16 protein-coding genes, 2 tRNA genes and 1 pseudogene are annotated in these 18,219 nt (G+C 65.9%); all 19 read left to right on the plus strand.

The genetic code is table 11. The annotated features are described in order from the left end of the window. The first annotated feature begins 22 nt into the window (after positions 1-22). The 19 genes and pseudogenes from ACO073_RS15290 to ACO073_RS15380 all read left to right on the plus strand — a co-directional run bounded on the left by ACO073_RS15290 (position 23) and on the right by ACO073_RS15380 (position 18,203). Positions 23-670 (plus strand): ATP-dependent Clp protease proteolytic subunit, encoded by a 648-nt coding sequence (locus ACO073_RS15290; RefSeq protein WP_421998443.1) that lies wholly within the window; start codon positions 23-25, stop codon positions 668-670. 142 nt (positions 671-812) lie between these two features. Continuing rightward, positions 813-2,084, plus strand: coding sequence for an ATP-dependent Clp protease ATP-binding subunit ClpX (gene clpX / locus ACO073_RS15295; protein WP_421998444.1), 1,272 nt, complete (start codon positions 813-815; stop codon positions 2,082-2,084). Between the two features lie 172 nt (positions 2,085-2,256). After that, complete coding sequence (lon, locus tag ACO073_RS15300) at positions 2,257-4,653, plus strand: endopeptidase La (protein WP_421998445.1); 2,397 nt, start codon at positions 2,257-2,259, stop codon at positions 4,651-4,653. 160 nt (positions 4,654-4,813) lie between these two features. Further along, positions 4,814-5,113, plus strand: a pseudogene (locus ACO073_RS15305) (HU family DNA-binding protein); the annotation flags it as partial. 35 nt (positions 5,114-5,148) lie between these two features. After that, positions 5,149-5,223: transfer RNA gene (locus ACO073_RS15310), tRNA-Val, on the plus strand. Positions 5,224-5,426: 203 nt separating this feature from the next. Beyond that, a tRNA-Asp gene (locus ACO073_RS15315) sits at positions 5,427-5,503 on the plus strand. Between the two features lie 43 nt (positions 5,504-5,546). Beyond that, positions 5,547-5,912: an NADH-quinone oxidoreductase subunit A gene (locus ACO073_RS15320; protein WP_421998446.1), complete on the plus strand. Its 366-nt coding sequence runs from the start codon at positions 5,547-5,549 to the stop codon at positions 5,910-5,912. Continuing rightward, entirely contained in the window at positions 5,903-6,436 is a 534-nt protein-coding gene (locus ACO073_RS15325) for a NuoB/complex I 20 kDa subunit family protein (protein ID WP_421998448.1), read from the plus strand. The genes ACO073_RS15320 and ACO073_RS15325 overlap by 10 nt, the downstream gene beginning before the upstream one ends. Further along, the gene (locus tag ACO073_RS15330; protein WP_421998450.1) at positions 6,437-7,069 is read left to right on the plus strand and encodes an NADH-quinone oxidoreductase subunit C; all 633 of its coding nucleotides are present in this window, start codon (positions 6,437-6,439) and stop codon (positions 7,067-7,069) included. 2 nt (positions 7,070-7,071) lie between these two features. Further along, positions 7,072-8,256: an NADH-quinone oxidoreductase subunit D gene (locus tag ACO073_RS15335; protein WP_421998452.1), complete on the plus strand. Its 1,185-nt coding sequence runs from the start codon at positions 7,072-7,074 to the stop codon at positions 8,254-8,256. An 11-nt stretch (positions 8,257-8,267) separates the two neighbouring features. Next, on the plus strand, positions 8,268-8,849 hold the full coding sequence (gene nuoE / locus ACO073_RS15340) for an NADH-quinone oxidoreductase subunit NuoE (RefSeq protein ID WP_421998453.1): 582 nt from the start codon (positions 8,268-8,270) through the stop codon (positions 8,847-8,849). Between the two features lie 3 nt (positions 8,850-8,852). After that, a complete protein-coding gene (gene nuoF, locus ACO073_RS15345) occupies positions 8,853-10,136 on the plus strand; it encodes an NADH-quinone oxidoreductase subunit NuoF (RefSeq protein ID WP_421998454.1) in 1,284 nt (427 codons plus the stop codon). 15 nt (positions 10,137-10,151) lie between these two features. Further along, on the plus strand, positions 10,152-12,203 hold the full coding sequence (nuoG, locus tag ACO073_RS15350) for an NADH-quinone oxidoreductase subunit NuoG (protein WP_421998456.1): 2,052 nt from the start codon (positions 10,152-10,154) through the stop codon (positions 12,201-12,203). A gap of 15 nt (positions 12,204-12,218) precedes the next feature. Continuing rightward, positions 12,219-13,244: an NADH-quinone oxidoreductase subunit NuoH gene (gene nuoH, locus ACO073_RS15355; protein ID WP_422002149.1), complete on the plus strand. Its 1,026-nt coding sequence runs from the start codon at positions 12,219-12,221 to the stop codon at positions 13,242-13,244. An 11-nt stretch (positions 13,245-13,255) separates the two neighbouring features. Beyond that, on the plus strand, positions 13,256-13,744 hold the full coding sequence (gene nuoI / locus ACO073_RS15360) for an NADH-quinone oxidoreductase subunit NuoI (RefSeq protein WP_421998457.1): 489 nt from the start codon (positions 13,256-13,258) through the stop codon (positions 13,742-13,744). A 23-nt stretch (positions 13,745-13,767) separates the two neighbouring features. Then, positions 13,768-14,382: an NADH-quinone oxidoreductase subunit J gene (locus tag ACO073_RS15365; protein WP_421998458.1), complete on the plus strand. Its 615-nt coding sequence runs from the start codon at positions 13,768-13,770 to the stop codon at positions 14,380-14,382. Then, positions 14,382-14,690 carry an NADH-quinone oxidoreductase subunit NuoK gene (nuoK, locus tag ACO073_RS15370; protein ID WP_421998459.1) on the plus strand — a complete coding sequence of 103 codons (309 nt, stop codon included), beginning with the start codon at positions 14,382-14,384 and terminating at the stop codon, positions 14,688-14,690. Before ACO073_RS15365 ends, nuoK begins: the two co-directional genes overlap by 1 nt. 8 nt (positions 14,691-14,698) lie before the next feature. Further along, positions 14,699-16,684, plus strand: coding sequence for an NADH-quinone oxidoreductase subunit L (gene nuoL, locus ACO073_RS15375; RefSeq protein WP_421998460.1), 1,986 nt, complete (start codon positions 14,699-14,701; stop codon positions 16,682-16,684). A gap of 4 nt (positions 16,685-16,688) precedes the next feature. Then, complete coding sequence (locus ACO073_RS15380; protein ID WP_421998461.1) at positions 16,689-18,203, plus strand: NADH-quinone oxidoreductase subunit M; 1,515 nt, start codon at positions 16,689-16,691, stop codon at positions 18,201-18,203. Positions 18,204-18,219: the final 16 nt, after the last annotated feature.

The following is an 18,219-nucleotide window of genomic DNA, read 5'->3' on the forward strand; positions in this document are numbered from 1 at the left end:
ACTGTCACCGAGGGGGCCTGCGATGAGTCGCGACCGCGATCCGCTGGAAGTCTACAACAACTACTACGTGCCGATGGTGGTCGAGCAATCGGCGCGCGGCGAGCGCGGCTACGACATCTGGTCGAGGCTGCTGAAGGAGCGCATCATCTTCCTGAACGGGCCGATCGAGGACAATGTCGCCGGTCTGGTCTGTGCTCAGCTCCTCTATCTAGAGGCCGAGAATCCGACCAAGGACATCTCGTTCTACATCAACTCGCCGGGCGGCGTGGTCACCTCGGGCATGGCGATCTACGACACCATGCAATACGTGCGCCCGCAGATCTCGACCCTGGTCTTCGGCCAGGCGGCGTCGGCCGGATCGCTGCTGCTGATGGCCGGGCAGAAGGGCAAGCGGTTCTCGCTCCCCAACGCCCGGATCATGATCCACCAGCCCTCCGGCGGGGCGCAGGGCCAGGCGACCGACATCGAGATCCATGCCCGCGAGATCCTGTCCACCCGGGCGCGCCTCAACCAGATGTACGTCACCCATACCGGCCGCACGATCGAGGAGATCGAGCGGGCGATGGAGCGGGACAAGTTCTTCTCCCCGCCGGAGGCCAAGGAGTTCGGCCTGATCGACGACGTGCTCGAGAAGCGACCGACCCCGACCGTCCAGGCAGCTGCCTCCTGAGGTGCAGTTGCATTCCATTGTCTTCGGACCGGCCTGCGACACACAACATTTTGAGGTTGTCGCGGTCCCGGAGGCACGTTTAACATAGTCTTGCGTGCGAGCCCGCCCTCGCGGGCCGCCCAAGCGGAGGTGCGTTAACGACATGCCAGCCGCCAAGTCCGGGGGCGACTCCCGCAACACCCTGTACTGTAGCTTCTGCGGTAAGAGCCAGCACGAGGTCAGGAAGCTGATCGCCGGCCCGACGGTGTTCATCTGCGATGAATGCGTCGAACTCTGCATGGACATCATCCGGGAGGAGAGCAAGACCACCCTGGTCAAGTCCAAGGACGGCGTGCCGTCCCCCAAGGAGATCCGGCAGATCCTCGACGACTATGTGATCGGCCAGGACCAGGCCAAGCGCATCCTGGCCGTCGCCGTGCACAATCACTACAAGCGCCTCGGACATGGCGGCAAGGCCAACGACGTCGAGATCGCCAAGTCGAACATCATGCTGATCGGGCCCACCGGTTGCGGCAAGACCCTGCTGGCCCAGACGCTGGCGCGCATGCTGGACGTGCCCTTCACCATGGCCGATGCCACGACCCTCACCGAGGCGGGCTATGTCGGCGAGGACGTCGAGAACATCATCCTGAAGCTGCTGCAGTCGGCCGACTACAACGTCGAACGGGCGCAGCGCGGGATCGTCTACATCGACGAGGTCGACAAGATCAGCCGAAAGTCCGACAACCCCTCGATCACGCGCGACGTGTCGGGTGAGGGCGTGCAGCAGGCCCTGCTCAAGATCATGGAAGGCACGGTCGCGTCCGTGCCGCCGCAGGGCGGGCGCAAGCATCCGCAGCAGGAATTCCTGCAGGTCGACACGACCAACATCCTGTTCATCTGCGGCGGTGCCTTCTCGGGCCTCGACAAGATCATCTCCATGCGCCGCCAGGGCACGTCGATCGGCTTCGGTGCCGAGGTGCGGGGACCCGAGGACCGTCGCACGGGCGAGGTCCTGCGCGACCTCGAGCCCGAGGACCTGCTCAAGTACGGGCTGATTCCGGAGTTCGTCGGCCGCCTGCCGGTGGTCGCGACGCTCGACGATCTCGACGAGAACGCGCTGATCGAGATCCTGACGCGGCCCAAGAATGCGCTGATCAAGCAGTACCAGCGTCTCTTCGACATGGAGAACGTGAAGCTGAAGTTCTCGGACGACGCCCTGCGGGCGGTCGCCCAGAAGGCCATCCTGCGCAAGACGGGCGCGCGCGGCCTGCGCTCGATCATGGAAACCGTGCTTCTCGACACGATGTACGACCTGCCGTCGCTCGACGGGGTCGAGGAGGTGGTCATCAACCGCGAGGTCATCGAGGGTCGCGCCCAGCCGCTCTACGTGCACGGTGAGCGCAAAGAGGGTGTCGCGGCAGCTCCGGCCTGAGTTTTGCTGCGTCGACGGCACGCCGCCGCCGGCGGTACCGCCTGGGTCTTGAACAACCCCCTGTTCAGGACAATTTCTGTTAGCGAGTGCGCGCGCCGTCAGGCCGGAGACCGCCCGTCAGGGGGCTCCGTCCAGGTGCGGGCAGCTCTAACAGCGTAGATTGCGAGGCATCATGAACGCCCCCACCCAAGAAGCCACCAGTTATCCCGTCCTGCCGCTGCGCGACATCGTCGTGTTCCCGGGCATGATCGTCCCGCTCTTCGTCGGCCGTGAGAAGAGCGTGAAGGCCCTCGAAGAGGTCATGAAGGACGACAAGCAGATCCTGCTGATCGCCCAGAAGAACGCCAGCCAGGACGATCCCGGCCCCGAGGACATCTACACGATCGGCACGCTCGGCACGGTGCTGCAGCTCCTGAAGCTGCCCGACGACACGGTCAAGGTCCTGGTCGAGGGCGGCCGCCGCGTGAAGATCGTGGGCTACAGCGAGCGCGCGGACTTCTTCGAGGCCAATGCCGTCGACATGGCGGAGACGCCGGCCGATCCGGCGGAGCTGCAGGCCGCGGCCCGCACCGTGGTCTCGGAGTTCGAGAACTACGTCAAGCTGAACAAGAAGGTCCCGCCCGAGGTCGTCGTCTCGATCAACAAGATCGAGGAGCCGGCGAAGCTCGCCGACACGATCTCCGCTCATCTCGCGCTCAAGGTCGCCGAGAAGCAGCAGCTGCTCGAGCTCGACTCGGTGAGCAAGCGGCTCGAGCGCATCCTCGGCCTGATGGAGGGCGAGATCGGCGTCCTGCAGGTCGAGAAGAAGATCCGCAATCGCGTCAAGCGCCAGATGGAGAAGACGCAGCGCGAGTACTATCTGAACGAGCAGATGAAGGCGATCCAGAAGGAGCTTGGCGAGACCGAGGACGGTCGCGACGAGGTCTCCGAGCTGGAGAAGCGCATCAAGAAGACCCGGCTCAGCAAGGAGGCGCGGGAGAAGGCCAACGCCGAGCTGAAGAAGCTCAGGACGATGAGCCCGATGTCGGCCGAGGCGACGGTGGTGCGCAACTACCTCGACTGGCTGCTGTCGATCCCGTGGCGCAAGCCGACCAAGATCATCAAGGACCTGAAGTACGCCGAGGACGTGCTGAACGCCGACCATTACGGCCTGGAGAAGGTGAAGGAGCGCATCCTCGAGTACCTCGCGGTGCAGCAGCGGGTCGACAAGATGAAGGGCCCGATCCTGTGCCTCGTCGGTCCTCCGGGTGTCGGCAAGACCTCGCTCGGCAAGTCGATCGCCAAGGCGACCGGCCGCAACTTCGTGCGCATGTCGCTGGGCGGCGTGCGGGACGAGGCCGAGATCCGCGGTCATCGCCGGACCTATATCGGCTCGCTGCCGGGCAAGGTAATCCAGAGCATGAAGAAGGCGAAGTCGTCGAACCCGCTGTTCCTGCTCGACGAGATCGACAAGCTCGGCGCGGATTTCCGCGGCGACCCGTCATCGGCGCTGCTCGAGGTGCTCGATCCCGAGCAGAACGCGAGCTTCAACGACCATTACCTCGAGGTCGACTACGACCTGTCCAACGTGATGTTCATCACCACGGCCAACTCGCTGCGCATGGCGCAACCGCTGATGGACCGCATGGAGATCATCCGGCTGGCGGGCTACACCGAGGACGAGAAGGTCGCGATCGCGCGCACGCATCTCATCCCCAAGCAGGTCGAGGCCAACGGTCTCAAGGAAGGCGAGATCGATATCCACGACGATGCCGTCCGCGACCTCGTGCGCTACTACACGCGCGAAGCGGGCGTCCGTAACCTCGAGCGCGAGATCGCCAACCTGGCGCGCAAGGCCACCAAGGAAATCCTCATGAAGGGGACGTCCAAGGTGAAGATTCGCGCCAAGAACCTCGACAAGTATGCCGGGGTCCGCCGCTTCCGCTTTGGAGAGGCCGAGCTCGAGGACCTGGTGGGCATCACGACCGGCCTGGCCTGGACCGAGGTCGGCGGCGAGCTGCTGCAGGTCGAGGCCGTGCTGGTCCCCGGCCGCGGTCGCATGACCGTGACCGGCAAGCTGGGCGATGTGATGCAGGAGTCGGTGCAGGCAGCGAATGCCTACGTCCGCTCGCGCGCCAACTCGTTCGGCATCAAGCCGCAGATGTTCGAGAAGCGCGACATCCACGTGCACGTGCCGGAAGGTGCCACGCCCAAGGACGGTCCGTCGGCGGGCGTCGCCATGATCACCTCGATCGTCTCGGCCCTGACCGGCGTGGCCGTGCGGAAGGAAGTGGCCATGACGGGCGAGATCAGCCTGCGCGGCCGCGTCCTGCCCATCGGCGGGCTCAAGGAGAAGCTGCTCGCGGCGCTGCGCGGCGGGCTCAAGACCGTGCTCATTCCCAAGGAGAACGAGCGCGATCTGCCGGAGATTCCGGACAACGTGAAGAAGGGGCTGGAGATCGTCCCGGTCTCGACGGTCGACGAGGTGCTGGCCCGCGCGCTGGTCAAGCCGCTGGTCGCCATCGAATGGCCGAACGATCTCGAGGCCGTGGCGGCCAAGGCGGAGGGCGCCGAGGTTCGCGCCCACTGAGCCGCCGGACCGGAACCCGGTCCTTCGAAGAGACAGAAACCCCGGATCGCAGGATCCGGGGTTTTCTGCTTTCTGGGCCTACCTATGCGGCCTCGCGCCTGCAGTGCCTACAAAATGTGGTATTGGGCGTTGACGCGCTTTTCCGGCCAACCCTAAACTCGCGCGCCGGATCATTGGGGGGCCACCTGTGAACAAGCACGATCTGATCGCCGCCGTTGCCGCTTCCACCAACCTCTCCAAGACGGATGCGGCCGGAGCGATCGATGCCGTGCTCACCGTGATCACCAAATCCCTGAAAAAGAAGGAAAAGGTCCTCTTGGTCGGCTTCGGGACCTTCCAGGTCTCCCGCCGCAAGGCGGGCGAGGGGCGAAACCCGCAGACCGGCGAGAAGATCAAGATTCCGGCGTCGAACGTGCCGCGATTCAAGGCGAGCAAGCAGCTCAAGGACGCGATCAACTAGCGCTTCCGACGGCTGCCTGTGATACCACCCCGTCCGGGCGATTAGCTCAGCGGTAGAGCATTCCCTTTACACGGGACAGGTCGGCGGTTCGATCCCGTCATCGCCCACCAGCTTCACGCGGCGCAGATGCGACCGCGTCGACCTTCGCCGCCGCCAAGGGTCTTTCTCGGGGCGGGGATAGATTTGTTTCGCCAGTCGCCGGCAACGCGCGGAAAGCATCGATATTTCCGGCACTTACGCACGCCTTCGCTAGTGCGGTATGCTTGACACTATATAGGGTGTCCTATATTTCTCGCGCGCCGTTGGGGACTATGCGGGCGTAGTTCAGTTGGTTAGAACGCCGGCCTGTCACGCCGGAGGTCGCGGGTTCGAGTCCCGTCGCTCGCGCCAGCCCCCAACGCTGGCTGCCCGAACGGAGCGAAGGGGTGGGACGATGGAAGATCTACTCAGGGAATACCTGCCGATCCTGATCTTCCTCGGACTTGCCCTCGTCATCGTTTGTGCCATGGTCGGCGGGTCGTACCTGATCGCCCGACAGAACCCGAACTCCGAGAAGCTGTCTCCGTTCGAGTGCGGCTTCGCTCCGTTCGACGATGCGCGCGGCAAGTTCGACGTCCGCTTCTACCTGGTCGCCATCCTCTTCATCATCTTCGACCTCGAGGTGGCGTTCCTGTTTCCGTGGGCGGTGGCCCTGGGCGACATCGGCCTGTTCGGCTTCTGGTCGATGATCCTGTTCCTCGGCGTGCTGACCGTGGGCTTCATCTACGAATGGCGCAAGGGAGCGTTGGAATGGGAGTGACGACCCCGGCCAGGACGAATCCGGCCGCCGAGGCGGCCCTGTCCCGGGCCCTGAACGACGAGCTGGCGGACAAGGGGTTTGTGGTCGCCCAGCTCGACAAGCTCATCACCTGGGCGCGCACCGGCTCGATGTGGGGCCTGACCTTCGGTCTTGCCTGCTGCGGCGTCGAGATGATCCACTGCTGGATGAGCCGCTACGATCTCGATCGCTTCGGCTTCGCGCCGATGCCGAGCCCGCGCTCGGCCGACGTCATGATCGTTGCCGGCACGCTGACCAACAAGATGGCGCCGGCGCTGCGCAAGGTCTACGACCAGATGGCCGAGCCGCGCTACGTCATCTCGATGGGATCGTGCGCCAACGGCGGCGGCTACTACCACTACAGCTACTCCGTCGTCCGCGGCTGCGACCGTGTCGTGCCGGTGGACGTGTACGTGCCGGGCTGCCCGCCGACCGCGGAGGCGCTGCTCTACGGCGTGCTCCAGCTCCAGAAGAAGGTCCGCCGGACGGGCTCGCTGGTGCGCTAGATGAGCGAGACGCTGCAGGACCTTGGAAAGCACATCGCCGATTCCACGGCCGGTGCAGTGACGGCGACGACCGTGCGGCTGGGCGAGCTCATGCTCGAGACGACGCCTGGCGGCCTGACCGCGCTGCTGACCTTCCTCCGCGACGATCCGCGCTGCCTGTTCAAGCAGCTCATCGACGTCTGCGGTGTCGACTGGCCGGAGCGCGAGAAGCGCTTCGACGTCGTCTACAACCTGCTCAGCCTGAAGAACAACCAGCGCGTCCGCGTGAAGGTCGCGACCGACGAATCGACTCCCGTCCCGTCGGCCTCGCCGATCTTCAGCTCGGCCGGCTGGTTCGAGCGCGAGACCTACGACCTGTATGGCGTCTGGTTCGCCGACCATCCCGATTTGCGCCGCATCCTCACCGACTACGGGTTCGAGGGCCATCCGATGCGCAAGGACTTCCCGCTCACCGGCTTCGTCGAGGTGCGCTGGGACGACCTGCAGAAGCGCGTCGTCTACGAGCCGGTGAAGCTCACGCAGGAGTTCCGCCGCTTCGACTTCCTCAGCCCCTGGGAAGGCGCCCACCAGGTGCTGCCGGGCGACGAGAAGGCCGGCGACGGCAAGGCGCAGGAGAAGGGCGGGGCGAGCTGACGATGTCCGACGTCGAGATCAAGACGCTCACCATGAATTTCGGGCCGCAGCACCCGGCGGCCCACGGCGTGCTGCGCCTGGTCGTCGAGATGGACGGCGAGATCGTCGAGCGCTGCGATCCGCATATCGGCCTGCTGCACCGCGGCACCGAGAAGCTGATCGAGTACAAGAGCTACCTGCAGGCGGTGCCGTACTTCGACCGGCTCGACTATGTGTCGCCGATGAACCAGGAGCACGCCTTCGCCCTGGCGGTCGAGAAGCTGATGGGCATCGCCGTGCCCGAGCGCGGCCAGTACATCCGCGTCCTGTTCTCCGAGGTCACGCGCATTCTCAACCATCTGCTGAACGTCACGACCTTCGCGATGGACACGGGCGCGCTGACGCCACCGCTGTGGGGCTTCGAGCAGCGCGAGCTGCTGATGGAGTTCTACGAAGGCGTGAGCGGTGCGCGCATGCATGCGGCCTACTTCCGGCCGGGCGGCGTCCACCAGGACATGCCGGACGGTATGCTCGATGCGATGGACGGCTGGATCAAGCAGTTCTACCCGTTCCTCAAGGACATCGAGAACCTGCTGAACGAGAACCGCATCTTCCGCATGCGCACCGTCGACATCGGCGTCGTCGATTCCCAGCAGGCGCTCGACTGGGGCTTCAGCGGGCCGATGATTCGCGCCTCGGGCATCCCCTGGGACCTGCGCAAGGCGCAGCCCTACGACGTCTACGAGCGGATCGACTTCGACATCCCGGTCGGCAAGAGCGGCGACTGCTTCGCCCGCTACCTGGTGCGGCTCGAGGAGATGTACCAGAGCGCCCGCATCATGGAGCAGTGCATCGCGGCGCTGCGCACGGTGACGGGACCGGTGCGCATCGACGACCGCAAGATCTCGCCGCCGCGCCGCGGCGAGATGAAGGGCTCGATGGAGGCCCTGATTCACCATTTCAAGCTCTACACCGAGGGCTACAAGGTCCCGGCCGGCGAGACCTACACCGCCGTCGAGGCGCCCAAGGGCGAGTTCGGCGTCTATCTCGTGTCGGACGGGACCAACCGTCCGTATCGCTGCAAGATCCGCGCGCCGGGCTTCCCGCATCTCGCCGCGCTCGACATGATGACCAAGGGGCACCAGCTCGCCGACATGTCGGCGAACATCGGCTCCCTCGACATCGTGTTCGGCGAGATCGATCGCTAGGAGTCGCGGACATGTCGATGATCACCGCCGATCCCAAGGACGTGCCGCACGTCGAGCATTTCGAGTTCACGCCGGAATACCTCGCCAAGGCCCAGGAGCTGATCGCGAACTATCCGCCCGGCCGGCAGGCGAGCGCCGTGATCGGCGTCCTCGACCTCGCACAGCGCCAGCAGGGCTGGCTGCCCCGCGTGGCGATGGATGCGGTGGCGAAGCTCCTCGGCATGGCGCCGATCCGCGTCTACGAGATCGCGACCTTCTACACGATGTTCCAGCTGCGACCGAAGGGCCGCTACCTCCTGCAGGTCTGCACGACGACGCCCTGCTGGCTGCGCGGCTCTGACGCGATCATGAAGGCCTGCCAGGCCGCGGCCGACGGCGAGACGTTCAGTGTCCAGGAGGTCGAGTGTCTCGGCGCCTGCGTGAATGCGCCGGTGGTGCAGATCAACGACGACTTCTACGAGGATCTCGACGAGGTCTCGCTCAAGAAGGTGCTCGACACCTTCAAGGGCGGCGGGACTCCCAAGCCGGGACCGCAGATCGACCGGCAGACGTCAGCGCCCGAAGGCGGGCCGACCACGCTCAGGAGCGAGTAGACGATGCTTGCCGACAAGGACCGCATCTTCACCAATCTCTACGGCATCCACGACTGGCGTCTCCCGGCGGCCCGCGCACGCGGGGCCTGGGACAACACCAAGGCGATCCTCGACCGGGGCGTCGACGCCATCATCGACGAGATGAAGAAGTCGGGCCTGCGCGGCCGCGGCGGCGCAGGCTTCCCCACCGGCCTCAAATGGTCCTTCATGCCCAAGGAGGTGAAGGACCGGCCGCACTACCTCGTGGTCAATGCCGACGAGTCGGAGCCCGGCACCTGCAAGGATCGCGACATCATGCGCCACGATCCGCACCTGCTGATCGAGGGGTGCCTGGTCGCGGGCTTCGCGATGCGCGCCAACGCGGGCTACATCTACGTCCGCGGCGAGTTCTACAACGAGGCGCAGACGCTGAAGGCCGCCATCAAGGAGGCCTACGAGGCGGGGCTGCTGGGCAAGAACGCCTGCGGCTCGGGCTGGGATTTCGACCTCTACGTCCATCGCGGCGCCGGTGCCTACATCTGCGGCGAGGAGACGGCGCTGCTGGAGAGCCTCGAGGGCAAGAAGGGCATGCCGCGCCTTAAGCCGCCGTTCCCGGCGGGCTCCGGCCTCTACGGCTGCCCCTCGACGGTGAACAACGTCGAATCGATCGCCGTGGCACCCACCATCCTGCGCCGCGGCGCGGCATGGTTCGCGGGCATCGGCCGGCCCAACAATACCGGCACCAAGCTCTTCTGCATCTCCGGGCACGTGAACAGACCCTGCAACGTCGAGGAGGAGATGGGCATCCCGCTGCGCGAGCTGATCGAGCGCCATTGCGGCGGCGTGCGCGGCGGCTGGGACAATCTGCTGGCGGTGATCCCCGGCGGCGCCTCGGTGCCGCTGCTGCCCAAGTCGATCTGCGACACGGTGCTGATGGACTTCGATTCGCTGCGCGACCAGAAGTCGGGCCTCGGCACGGCGGCGGTAATCGTCATGGACAAGTCGACCGACGTCGTGAAGGCGATCGCCCGGCTCAGCCAGTTCTACAAGCACGAAAGCTGCGGCCAGTGCACGCCCTGCCGCGAGGGCACGGGCTGGATGTGGCGGGTCATGGAGCGCATGGTGACCGGCAACGCGCGCCTCGAGGAGATCGACGCGCTGGAAGACGTCACCAAGCAGGTCGAAGGCCACACGATCTGCGCCCTGGGCGACGCGGCCGCCTGGCCGATCCAGGGACTGATCCGGCATTTCCGCCCCGAGATGGAGCGCCGCATCCGCGCGCGCACCGAAAAGCTGGCGGCCGAGTAGGGCAGGGAGCGGCGCATGCCCAAGGTCAAGATCAACGACGTCGAGATGGAAGTGCCGGCCGGCATCACGGTGCTGCAGGCCTGCGAGCTGGCGGGCATCGAGATCCCGCGCTTCTGCTACCACGAGCGTCTGTCCATCGCCGGCAACTGCCGCATGTGCCTGGTCGAGGTGAAGCCCGGTCCGCCCAAGCCCCAGGCGAGCTGCGCGCTGCCCGTGGCCGACAAGCAGGAGATCTTCACCAACACGCCGGTCGTGCAGAAGGCGCGCAAGGGCGTGATGGAGTTCCTGCTGATCAACCATCCGCTCGATTGCCCGATCTGCGACCAGGGCGGCGAGTGCGACCTGCAGGACCAGGCGATGGCCTACGGCTTCGACCGCAGCCGCTATCACGAGAACAAGCGCGCGGTGCCCGACAAGGAGCTGGGCCCGCTGGTCAAGACCTCGATGAACCGCTGCATCCACTGCACGCGCTGCATCCGCTTCGCGACCGAGGTCGCCGGCGTCGAGGAGCTGGGTGCGACGGGCCGCGGCGAGGCCATGGAAGTCACGACCTATGTTGAGCATGCGCTGTCGACCGAGCTTTCGGGCAACCTGGTCGACCTGTGTCCCGTCGGCGCACTGACCTCCAAGCCCTACGCCTACGAGGCGCGCTCCTGGGAGCTGCAGAAGACCGAGTCGGTCGACGTGCTGGATGCGCTCGGCTCGAACATCCGCCTCGACGCCCGCGGCGCGCAGGTCATGCGCGTGCTGCCGCGGCTGAACGACGACGTCAACGAGGAGTGGATCTCGGACAAGAGCCGCCATGCCGTCGACGGGCTGCGCTACCAGCGTCTCGACCGGCCCTACGTGCGGCGCGGCGGCAAGCTCGTCGAGGCGACCTGGGAGGAGGCCTTCGCGGCCATCGTCGCCAAGCTGGGCAGCCTCGAGGGCGGCAAGGTCGCCGCGATCGCCGGGGATCTCTGCGACGCGGAGTCGATGGTGGCCCTCAGGGACCTGATGGCGAGCCTGGGCTCGCCCAACATCGACTGCCGGCAGGACGGCGCCCGTCTGGAGGGCGGTCCGCGCGGCAGCTACATCTTCAATCCCGGCATCCGCGGCATCGACCAGGCCGATGCGATCCTGCTGCTCGGCACCAATCCGCGCTGGGAGGCACCGGTGCTCAATGCCCGGATCCGCAAGCGCTATCTCCACGGCAACTGCGCCATCGCCAGCATCGGCCCGGCGGTCGACCTCACCTATCCGGTCGAGCGGCTGGGCGCCGGACCGGCGACGCTGCGCGAGCTCGTCGACGGCCGCCTGGGCTTCATGGAGAAGCTCAAGGCCGCCAAGAACCCGCTGGTCATCGTCGGCATGGGCGCGCTGGCGCGGCCCGACGGAGCGGCGGTGCTGGCAATGGCCCGTGAACTGGTGTCGAGCCTGGGCGCGGTGCGGGATGACTGGAACGGCTTCGCCGTGCTGCACACGTCCGCGGCGCGGGTCGGCGGCCTCGATCTCGGCCTGGTGCCCGGTGCGGAGGGCCGCGACGTCGAAGGCATCCTCGCGGGCTGCGAGAAGGGTGAGATCGCCGCCGTCTACCTGCTGGGGGCCGATGAGATCGACACGAAGCGCCTGGGCAAGGCCTTCGTGGTCTACCAGGGCCATCACGGCGACGCCGGCGCCCATCGCGCCGACGTGATCCTGCCCGGGGCGGCCTATACCGAGAAGCCCGGCACCTACGTGAACACGGAGGGCCGCGTGCAGCTCGCCCAGCGGTCGGTCTACCCGCCGGGCGATGCGCGCGAAGACTGGACGATCCTGCGCGCCCTGTCGGAGCGGCTCGGCAAGACGCTGCCCTATGACACGCTGGCCCAGGTCCGCTCGCGGCTGGTGGCGGTGAACCGCAGCTTCGCCGCTCTCGACCAGCAGGCGCCGGGCGCCTGGGGCGAGTTCGGCCAGCCGGGTCCCGCCGGCGACGCGCCGTTCGTCGCGCCGATCGACAATTTCTACATGACCTGCCCGATCAGCCGCGCCTCACGGACCATGGCCGAGTGCACGGCCTCGCGCGCCCATCGCATGGCGGCGGAGTAGGGAATGATTGCCGATCTGACGACCTTCTTCACGACGCACTGGCTGGGCCAGGCCATCGTGATCCTGGCCCAGTGCCTGGCCGTGACAGTGCCCCTGCTGGTGTCGGTCGCCTACATGACCTACGCCGATCGCAAGATCTGGGCGTCGATCCAGCTCCGGCGCGGTCCAAACGTCGTGGGGCCGTTCGGTCTGTGGCAGCCCTTCGCCGACGGCCTGAAGCTGCTGCTCAAGGAGACGATCGTCCCATCGAGCGCCAACGGCGTGCTGTTCATCATCGCACCCATGATCGCCTTCATGACGGCGCTGATCGCCTGGGCCGTTGTGCCGTTCGACGACGGCTGGGTGATTGCCGACATCAACGTCGGCATTCTGTACCTCTTCGCGATCTCGTCGCTCGGGGTCTACGGCGTCATCATCGCTGGCTGGGCCTCCAACTCGAAGTACGCCTTTCTCGGCGCCTTGCGCTCGGCGGCGCAGATGGTCTCCTACGAGGTCTCGATCGGCTTCGTGCTGATCACCGTGCTTCTCTGCGTCGGCTCGCTCAATCTAAGCCACGTCGTCCTGGCGCAGTCCGGCTGGTTCTGGAACTGGTTCTGGCTGCCGCTGCTGCCGATGTTCGTGATCTTCTTCATCTCGGCCCTGGCGGAGACCAACCGCACTCCCTTCGACCTGCCGATGTCGGAGGCGGAGCTCGTCCAGGGCTTCCAGACCGAATATTCGTCGATGCCCTTCGCCCTGTTCTTCCTGGGCGAGTACGCCAACATGATCCTGCTCTCGGCTCTGGGCGCGGTGCTGTTCCTCGGCGGCTGGATGTCGCCGGTGCCGTACGCCCCCTTCACCTGGGTGCCGGGCGTGATCTGGTTCGCGCTCAAGATCGCCTTCCTTCTCTTCGTCTTCTCGTGGACCAAGGGAACGCTGCCCCGTTACCGCTACGACCAGCTCATGCGGCTGGGCTGGAAGGTCTTCCTGCCCGTGTCGCTCGGCTGGGTCGTCCTCACAGCCGCCGTACTGCAGTTCGGCGGCTGGGTCCCGAAGCCCTAGGGAGTCGCACCATGGCCTCTCTCGACCGCGCCGCGCGCTCGTTCCTGCTGTCCGAACTGGTGGCGGGCTTCGCGCTCACCTTGAAGTACATGTTCAAGCCCAAGGTGACGGTGAACTACCCCTATGAAAAGGGACCGCTCGGCCCGCGCTTCCGCGGCGAGCACGCGCTGCGCCGCTATCCCAATGGCGAGGAGCGCTGCATCGCCTGCAAGCTTTGCGAGGCGGTCTGCCCGGCCCAGGCCATCACCATCGAGGCCGAACCGCGCGACGACGGCAGCCGGCGCACGACTCGCTACGACATCGACATGACCAAGTGCATCTACTGCGGCTTCTGCCAGGAGGCGTGCCCGGTCGATGCGATCGTCGAAGGCCCGAACTTCGAGTTCTCGACCGAGACCCGCGAGGAGCTGATGTACAACAAGGACAAGCTGCTCGCGAACGGCGACCGCTGGGAGCCGGTGATCGCGGCCAACCTCCGGTCCGACGCGCCCTATCGGTGAGCCGGGACGGGTAGGGGGAGATCATGATCGTTCAGGCTCTGGCCTTCTATGTGTTCGCGTTCATCGTCATGGCGTCCGGCGCCATGGTCGTCGTCTCGCGCAACCCGGTCTATTCGGTGCTGTTCCTGATCCTGGCCTTCTTCAATGCCGCGGCGCTGTTCGTGCTGATCGGGGCCGAGTTCATCGCCATGATCCTGGTGATCGTCTATGTCGGGGCCGTGGCCGTGCTGTTCCTGTTCGTGGTGATGATGCTCGACATCAACATCACGCAATTGCGCGAGGGCTTCCTGAAGTATCTGCCTGTGGGCGCGCTGATCGGCGTCGTCCTGCTGGCCGAGATCCTGCTCGCGCTCGGCGTGCTGGGGAGCCATGAGAGCCCGGTCGCCGTCCTCAGCCAGGCGGGGCCGCAGGTCCTGCCGATCGACAATACCCGCGCCATCGGCCGCGTGCTCTATACCCAGTACTTCTACCTGTTCCAGGTCGCCGGCCTCGTGTTGCTGGTCGCCATGATCGGGGCGATCGTCCTGACGTTGCGCACGCGTCCCGGCGTGCGTCGCCAGCGCGTCAGCGAGCAGCTCTACCGGCCCAAGGAAGAGGCCGTCACCGTGGTCAAGGTGCCGACCCGGGGAGGCGTGTGATGACCATCGGGCTCGGCCACTACCTGACGGTCGCCGCCGTCCTGTTCACTCTCGGCATCCTCGGGATCTTCCTGAACCGCAAGAACGTCATCGTCATCCTGATGTGCGTCGAGCTGATGCTCCTGGCCGTGAACATCAACCTGGTCGCTTTCTCGGTTTTCCAGGGCAACGTGGTCGGGCAAATCTTCGCCATGCTGGTCCTCACGGTCGCCGCGGCCGAGGCGGCGATCGGGCTGGCCATCCTGGTGGTCTATTTCCGCAACCGCGGAACGATCGAAGTCGAAGACATCAACGCGATGAAGGGCTAGGGCGCATCATGGATCTCGCCATCAAGCTCATTGTCCTTCTGCCGCTGCTGGCGGCCGCGATCGCGGGACTGTTCTGTCGCGTCATCGGCGACCGGCCGGCGCAGGTCGTGACCTGCGCGGCACTGCTGATTGCCGCCGCCCTGTCGATCTTCGTCTTCGTCACGATCGGCTTCGGGCCGGAGAATGCCAAGCTGGTCACCGTCAAGCTGTTCCCCTGGATCGCCTCCGGAACGCTCGACGTCTCGTGGTTGCTGCGGGTCGACACGCTGACCGCCGTGATGCTGATCGTCGTGACCGGCGTGTCGTCGATGGTCCACGTCTATTCGGTCGGATACATGGCCGACGACAAGAGCATCCCGCGCTTCATGTCGTATCTCAGCCTGTTCACCTTCTTCATGCTGATGCTGGTGACCTCGGACAACCTGGTCCAGCTCTTCTTCGGCTGGGAGGGCGTGGGCCTCGCCTCGTACCTGCTGATCGGCTTCTACTACGACAAGCCCTCGGCCAACGACGCGGCCATGAAGGCGTTCATCGTCAACCGCGTCGGCGACTTCGGCTTCGCGCTGGGCATCTTCGCGGTCTGGATGCTGTCGGGCTCGGTCGGCTTCGCCGACATCTTCGCCAAGGGCCCCGAGATGGCGAAGATGACCATCCATTTCCTCGGCATGGAGCTGCCGGCGCTGGAGACGGCCTGCCTGCTGCTCTTCGTCGGCGCGATGGGCAAGTCGGCCCAGATCGGCCTCCACACCTGGCTCCCGGACGCCATGGAAGGCCCGACGCCTGTCTCCGCGCTGATCCATGCGGCTACCATGGTCACGGCCGGCGTCTTCATGGTCTGCCGCCTGTCGCCGTTGTTCGAGCTGGCGCCCGTTGCCTCGACCGTCGTGACCCTGGTCGGCGGCTTCACCGCCTTCTTCGCGGCCACGATCGGCATCACCCAGTTCGACATCAAGCGGGTCATCGCCTATTCGACCTGCAGCCAGCTCGGCTACATGTTCTTCGCCGCGGGCGTCGGCGGCTATTCGGCCGCCATGTTCCACCTCATGACGCACGCCTTCTTCAAGGCCCTGCTGTTCCTCTGCTCGGGCTCGGTGATCACCTGCCTGCACCACGAACAGGACATGCGGGCGATGGGCGGCGTGAAGGCGAAGGCGCCACAGACCTTCTGGCTGATGTGGGTCGGCACGCTTGCCCTGTCCGGCATTGGCGTGCCGTTCATCCTGGGCGACGGCCTGGGCTTCGCCGGCTTCTACTCCAAGGACTTCCTGCTCGAATCGGCCTACGGGGTGCACAGCGTGGCGGGCCTTATCGCCTTCTGGCTGGGCACCATCGCGGCCTTCCTGACGGCGCTCTACTCGACCCGCCTGATGTTCATGACCTTCTACGGCAAGTATCGCGGCGACCATCACACCTGGGACCATGCGCATGAATCCCCGGCCGTGATGCTGATCCCGCTGTACGTGCTGGGTGCCGGCGCCGCCCTGTCGGGCTACATCGCCTACGACTGGTTCGTCGGCCACGACTGGCAGCATTTCTGGGGCACGACGTCGATCGCCGTGGCATTGAATGGCGAGGTTCTGCACCACGCCCACGAGGTGCCGGTCTGGGTCAAGCTGGCGCCCCTCGTGTTCGCGCTGACCGGCATCGGGCTCAGCTACTGGTGCTACATCGCGCGGCCCGAACTGCCGGCCGCGATCGTGCGCCGCTTCCCGGGGATCCACGCCTTCCTGTTCAACAAGTGGTACTTCGACGAGCTGTACGACGCGATCTTCGTCAAGCCGTCGGTCGCGCTCGGCCGGATGCTGTGGAAGAAGGGCGACGGCGCGGTCATCGACGGGCTCGGGCCCGACAACGTGGCGGCGCGGGCGCAGGACATGGCGGGCGTGCTCAGCCGCCTGCAGAGCGGCTACCTGTATCACTATGCCTTCGTGATGCTGGTCGGCGTGGCGGCTCTCGTCACCTACTTCATGTACCCCGTGCTGATGGGAAGATAGGGCGATGTCGAGCTGGCCGATCCTTTCGCTCGTCACCTTCCTGCCGTTGGTGGGGGCACTCTGCTGCCTCGTCGTCAACGGTCCCAAGGAGGCGGTAGAGCGCAACTGCCGCAGCCTGGCGCTGATCACGTCGCTGCTGACCTTTCTGATCTCCCTGCTGCTGTGGGCCAACTTCGACGGCACCAAGGCGGGCTTCCAGTTCGAGGAGAAGGCGGAGTGGGTGCCTGCGCTGGGCATCGGCTACCACATGGGCATCGACGGCATCTCGCTGTTCTTCGTGCTGCTGGCGACGCTGCTGACCCCGATCTGCATCCTGTCGAGCTGGCAGGCCGTGCACATGCGGGTGAAGGAGTACATGGTCGCCTTCCTCGTGCTCGAGACCTTCATGGTCGGCATGTTCTGCGCCCTGGACCTCGCCCTGTTCTACGTCTTCTTCGAGGGCGTGCTGATCCCGATGTTCCTGATCATCGGCGTCTGGGGCGGCCCGCGGCGCGTCTACGCCGCTTTCAAGTTCTTCCTCTACACGCTGCTCGGCTCGGTGCTGATGCTGCTGGCGATCATCGCCATCTACTGGCAGATCGGCACCACGGACCTGCCGACCGCGATGGAGCGGCTGCAGCTGCCCTTCGCCTGGCAGTGCTACCTGTGGCTGGCCTTCTTCGCCTCGTTCGCGGTCAAGGTGCCGATGTGGCCCGTCCATACCTGGCTGCCGGATGCCCACGTCGAGGCGCCGACCGCGGGCTCCGTCATCCTGGCCGGCGTGCTCCTGAAGATGGGCGGCTACGGCTTCCTGCGGCTGTCGATCCCGCTGCTCCCCGAGGCGACACAGTACTTCGCGCCGCTGGTCTTCGGCCTGTCCTGCGTCGCGGTCATCTACACCTCGCTGGTGGCGCTGGTGCAGGAGGACATGAAGAAGCTGATCGCCTACTCGTCGATCGCCCATATGGGCCTGGTCACGATCGGCGCCTTCGTCCTCAACATGCAGGGCGTTCAGGGCTCGATCTTCCAGATGCTGAGCCACGGCATCGTTTCGGCCGCGCTCTTCCTCTGCGTCGGCGTCGTCTACGACCGCATGCACACGCGCGAGATCGCGGCCTATGGCGGCCTCGTCCACCGCATGCCGAAGTACGCCTTCACCTTCCTGTTCTTCACCCTGGCCAGCGTCGGGCTGCCTGGACTGTCCGGCTTCGTCGGCGAGTTCCTGGTCCTGCTCGGCGCCTTCAAGGTGAACACCTGGGTGGCGACGCTGGCCGCGACCGGCCTGATCCTGGGCGCGGCCTACGCGCTCTGGCTCTACCGCAAGATCATCTTCGGTCCGCTCACAAAGGACTCGCTCAAGGCCATCCTCGACATGAACCGGCGCGAGATCGCCGTGTTCCTGCCGCTGGTGCTGCTGACCCTGTGGATGGGCATCTATCCCAACTCCTTCCTCGATCCGATGGCGGCCTCCGTCGACAAGCTCGTCGGCGACTACCAGGCCGCGATCAAGCTCGCCCGCACCGCGGCGCTGTCGCCGTAGTCGGCCGGGGGTAACG

It is taken from the genome of Reyranella sp., from assembly GCF_965229815.1.
Taxonomy (GTDB): Bacteria; Pseudomonadota; Alphaproteobacteria; order Reyranellales; family Reyranellaceae; genus Reyranella.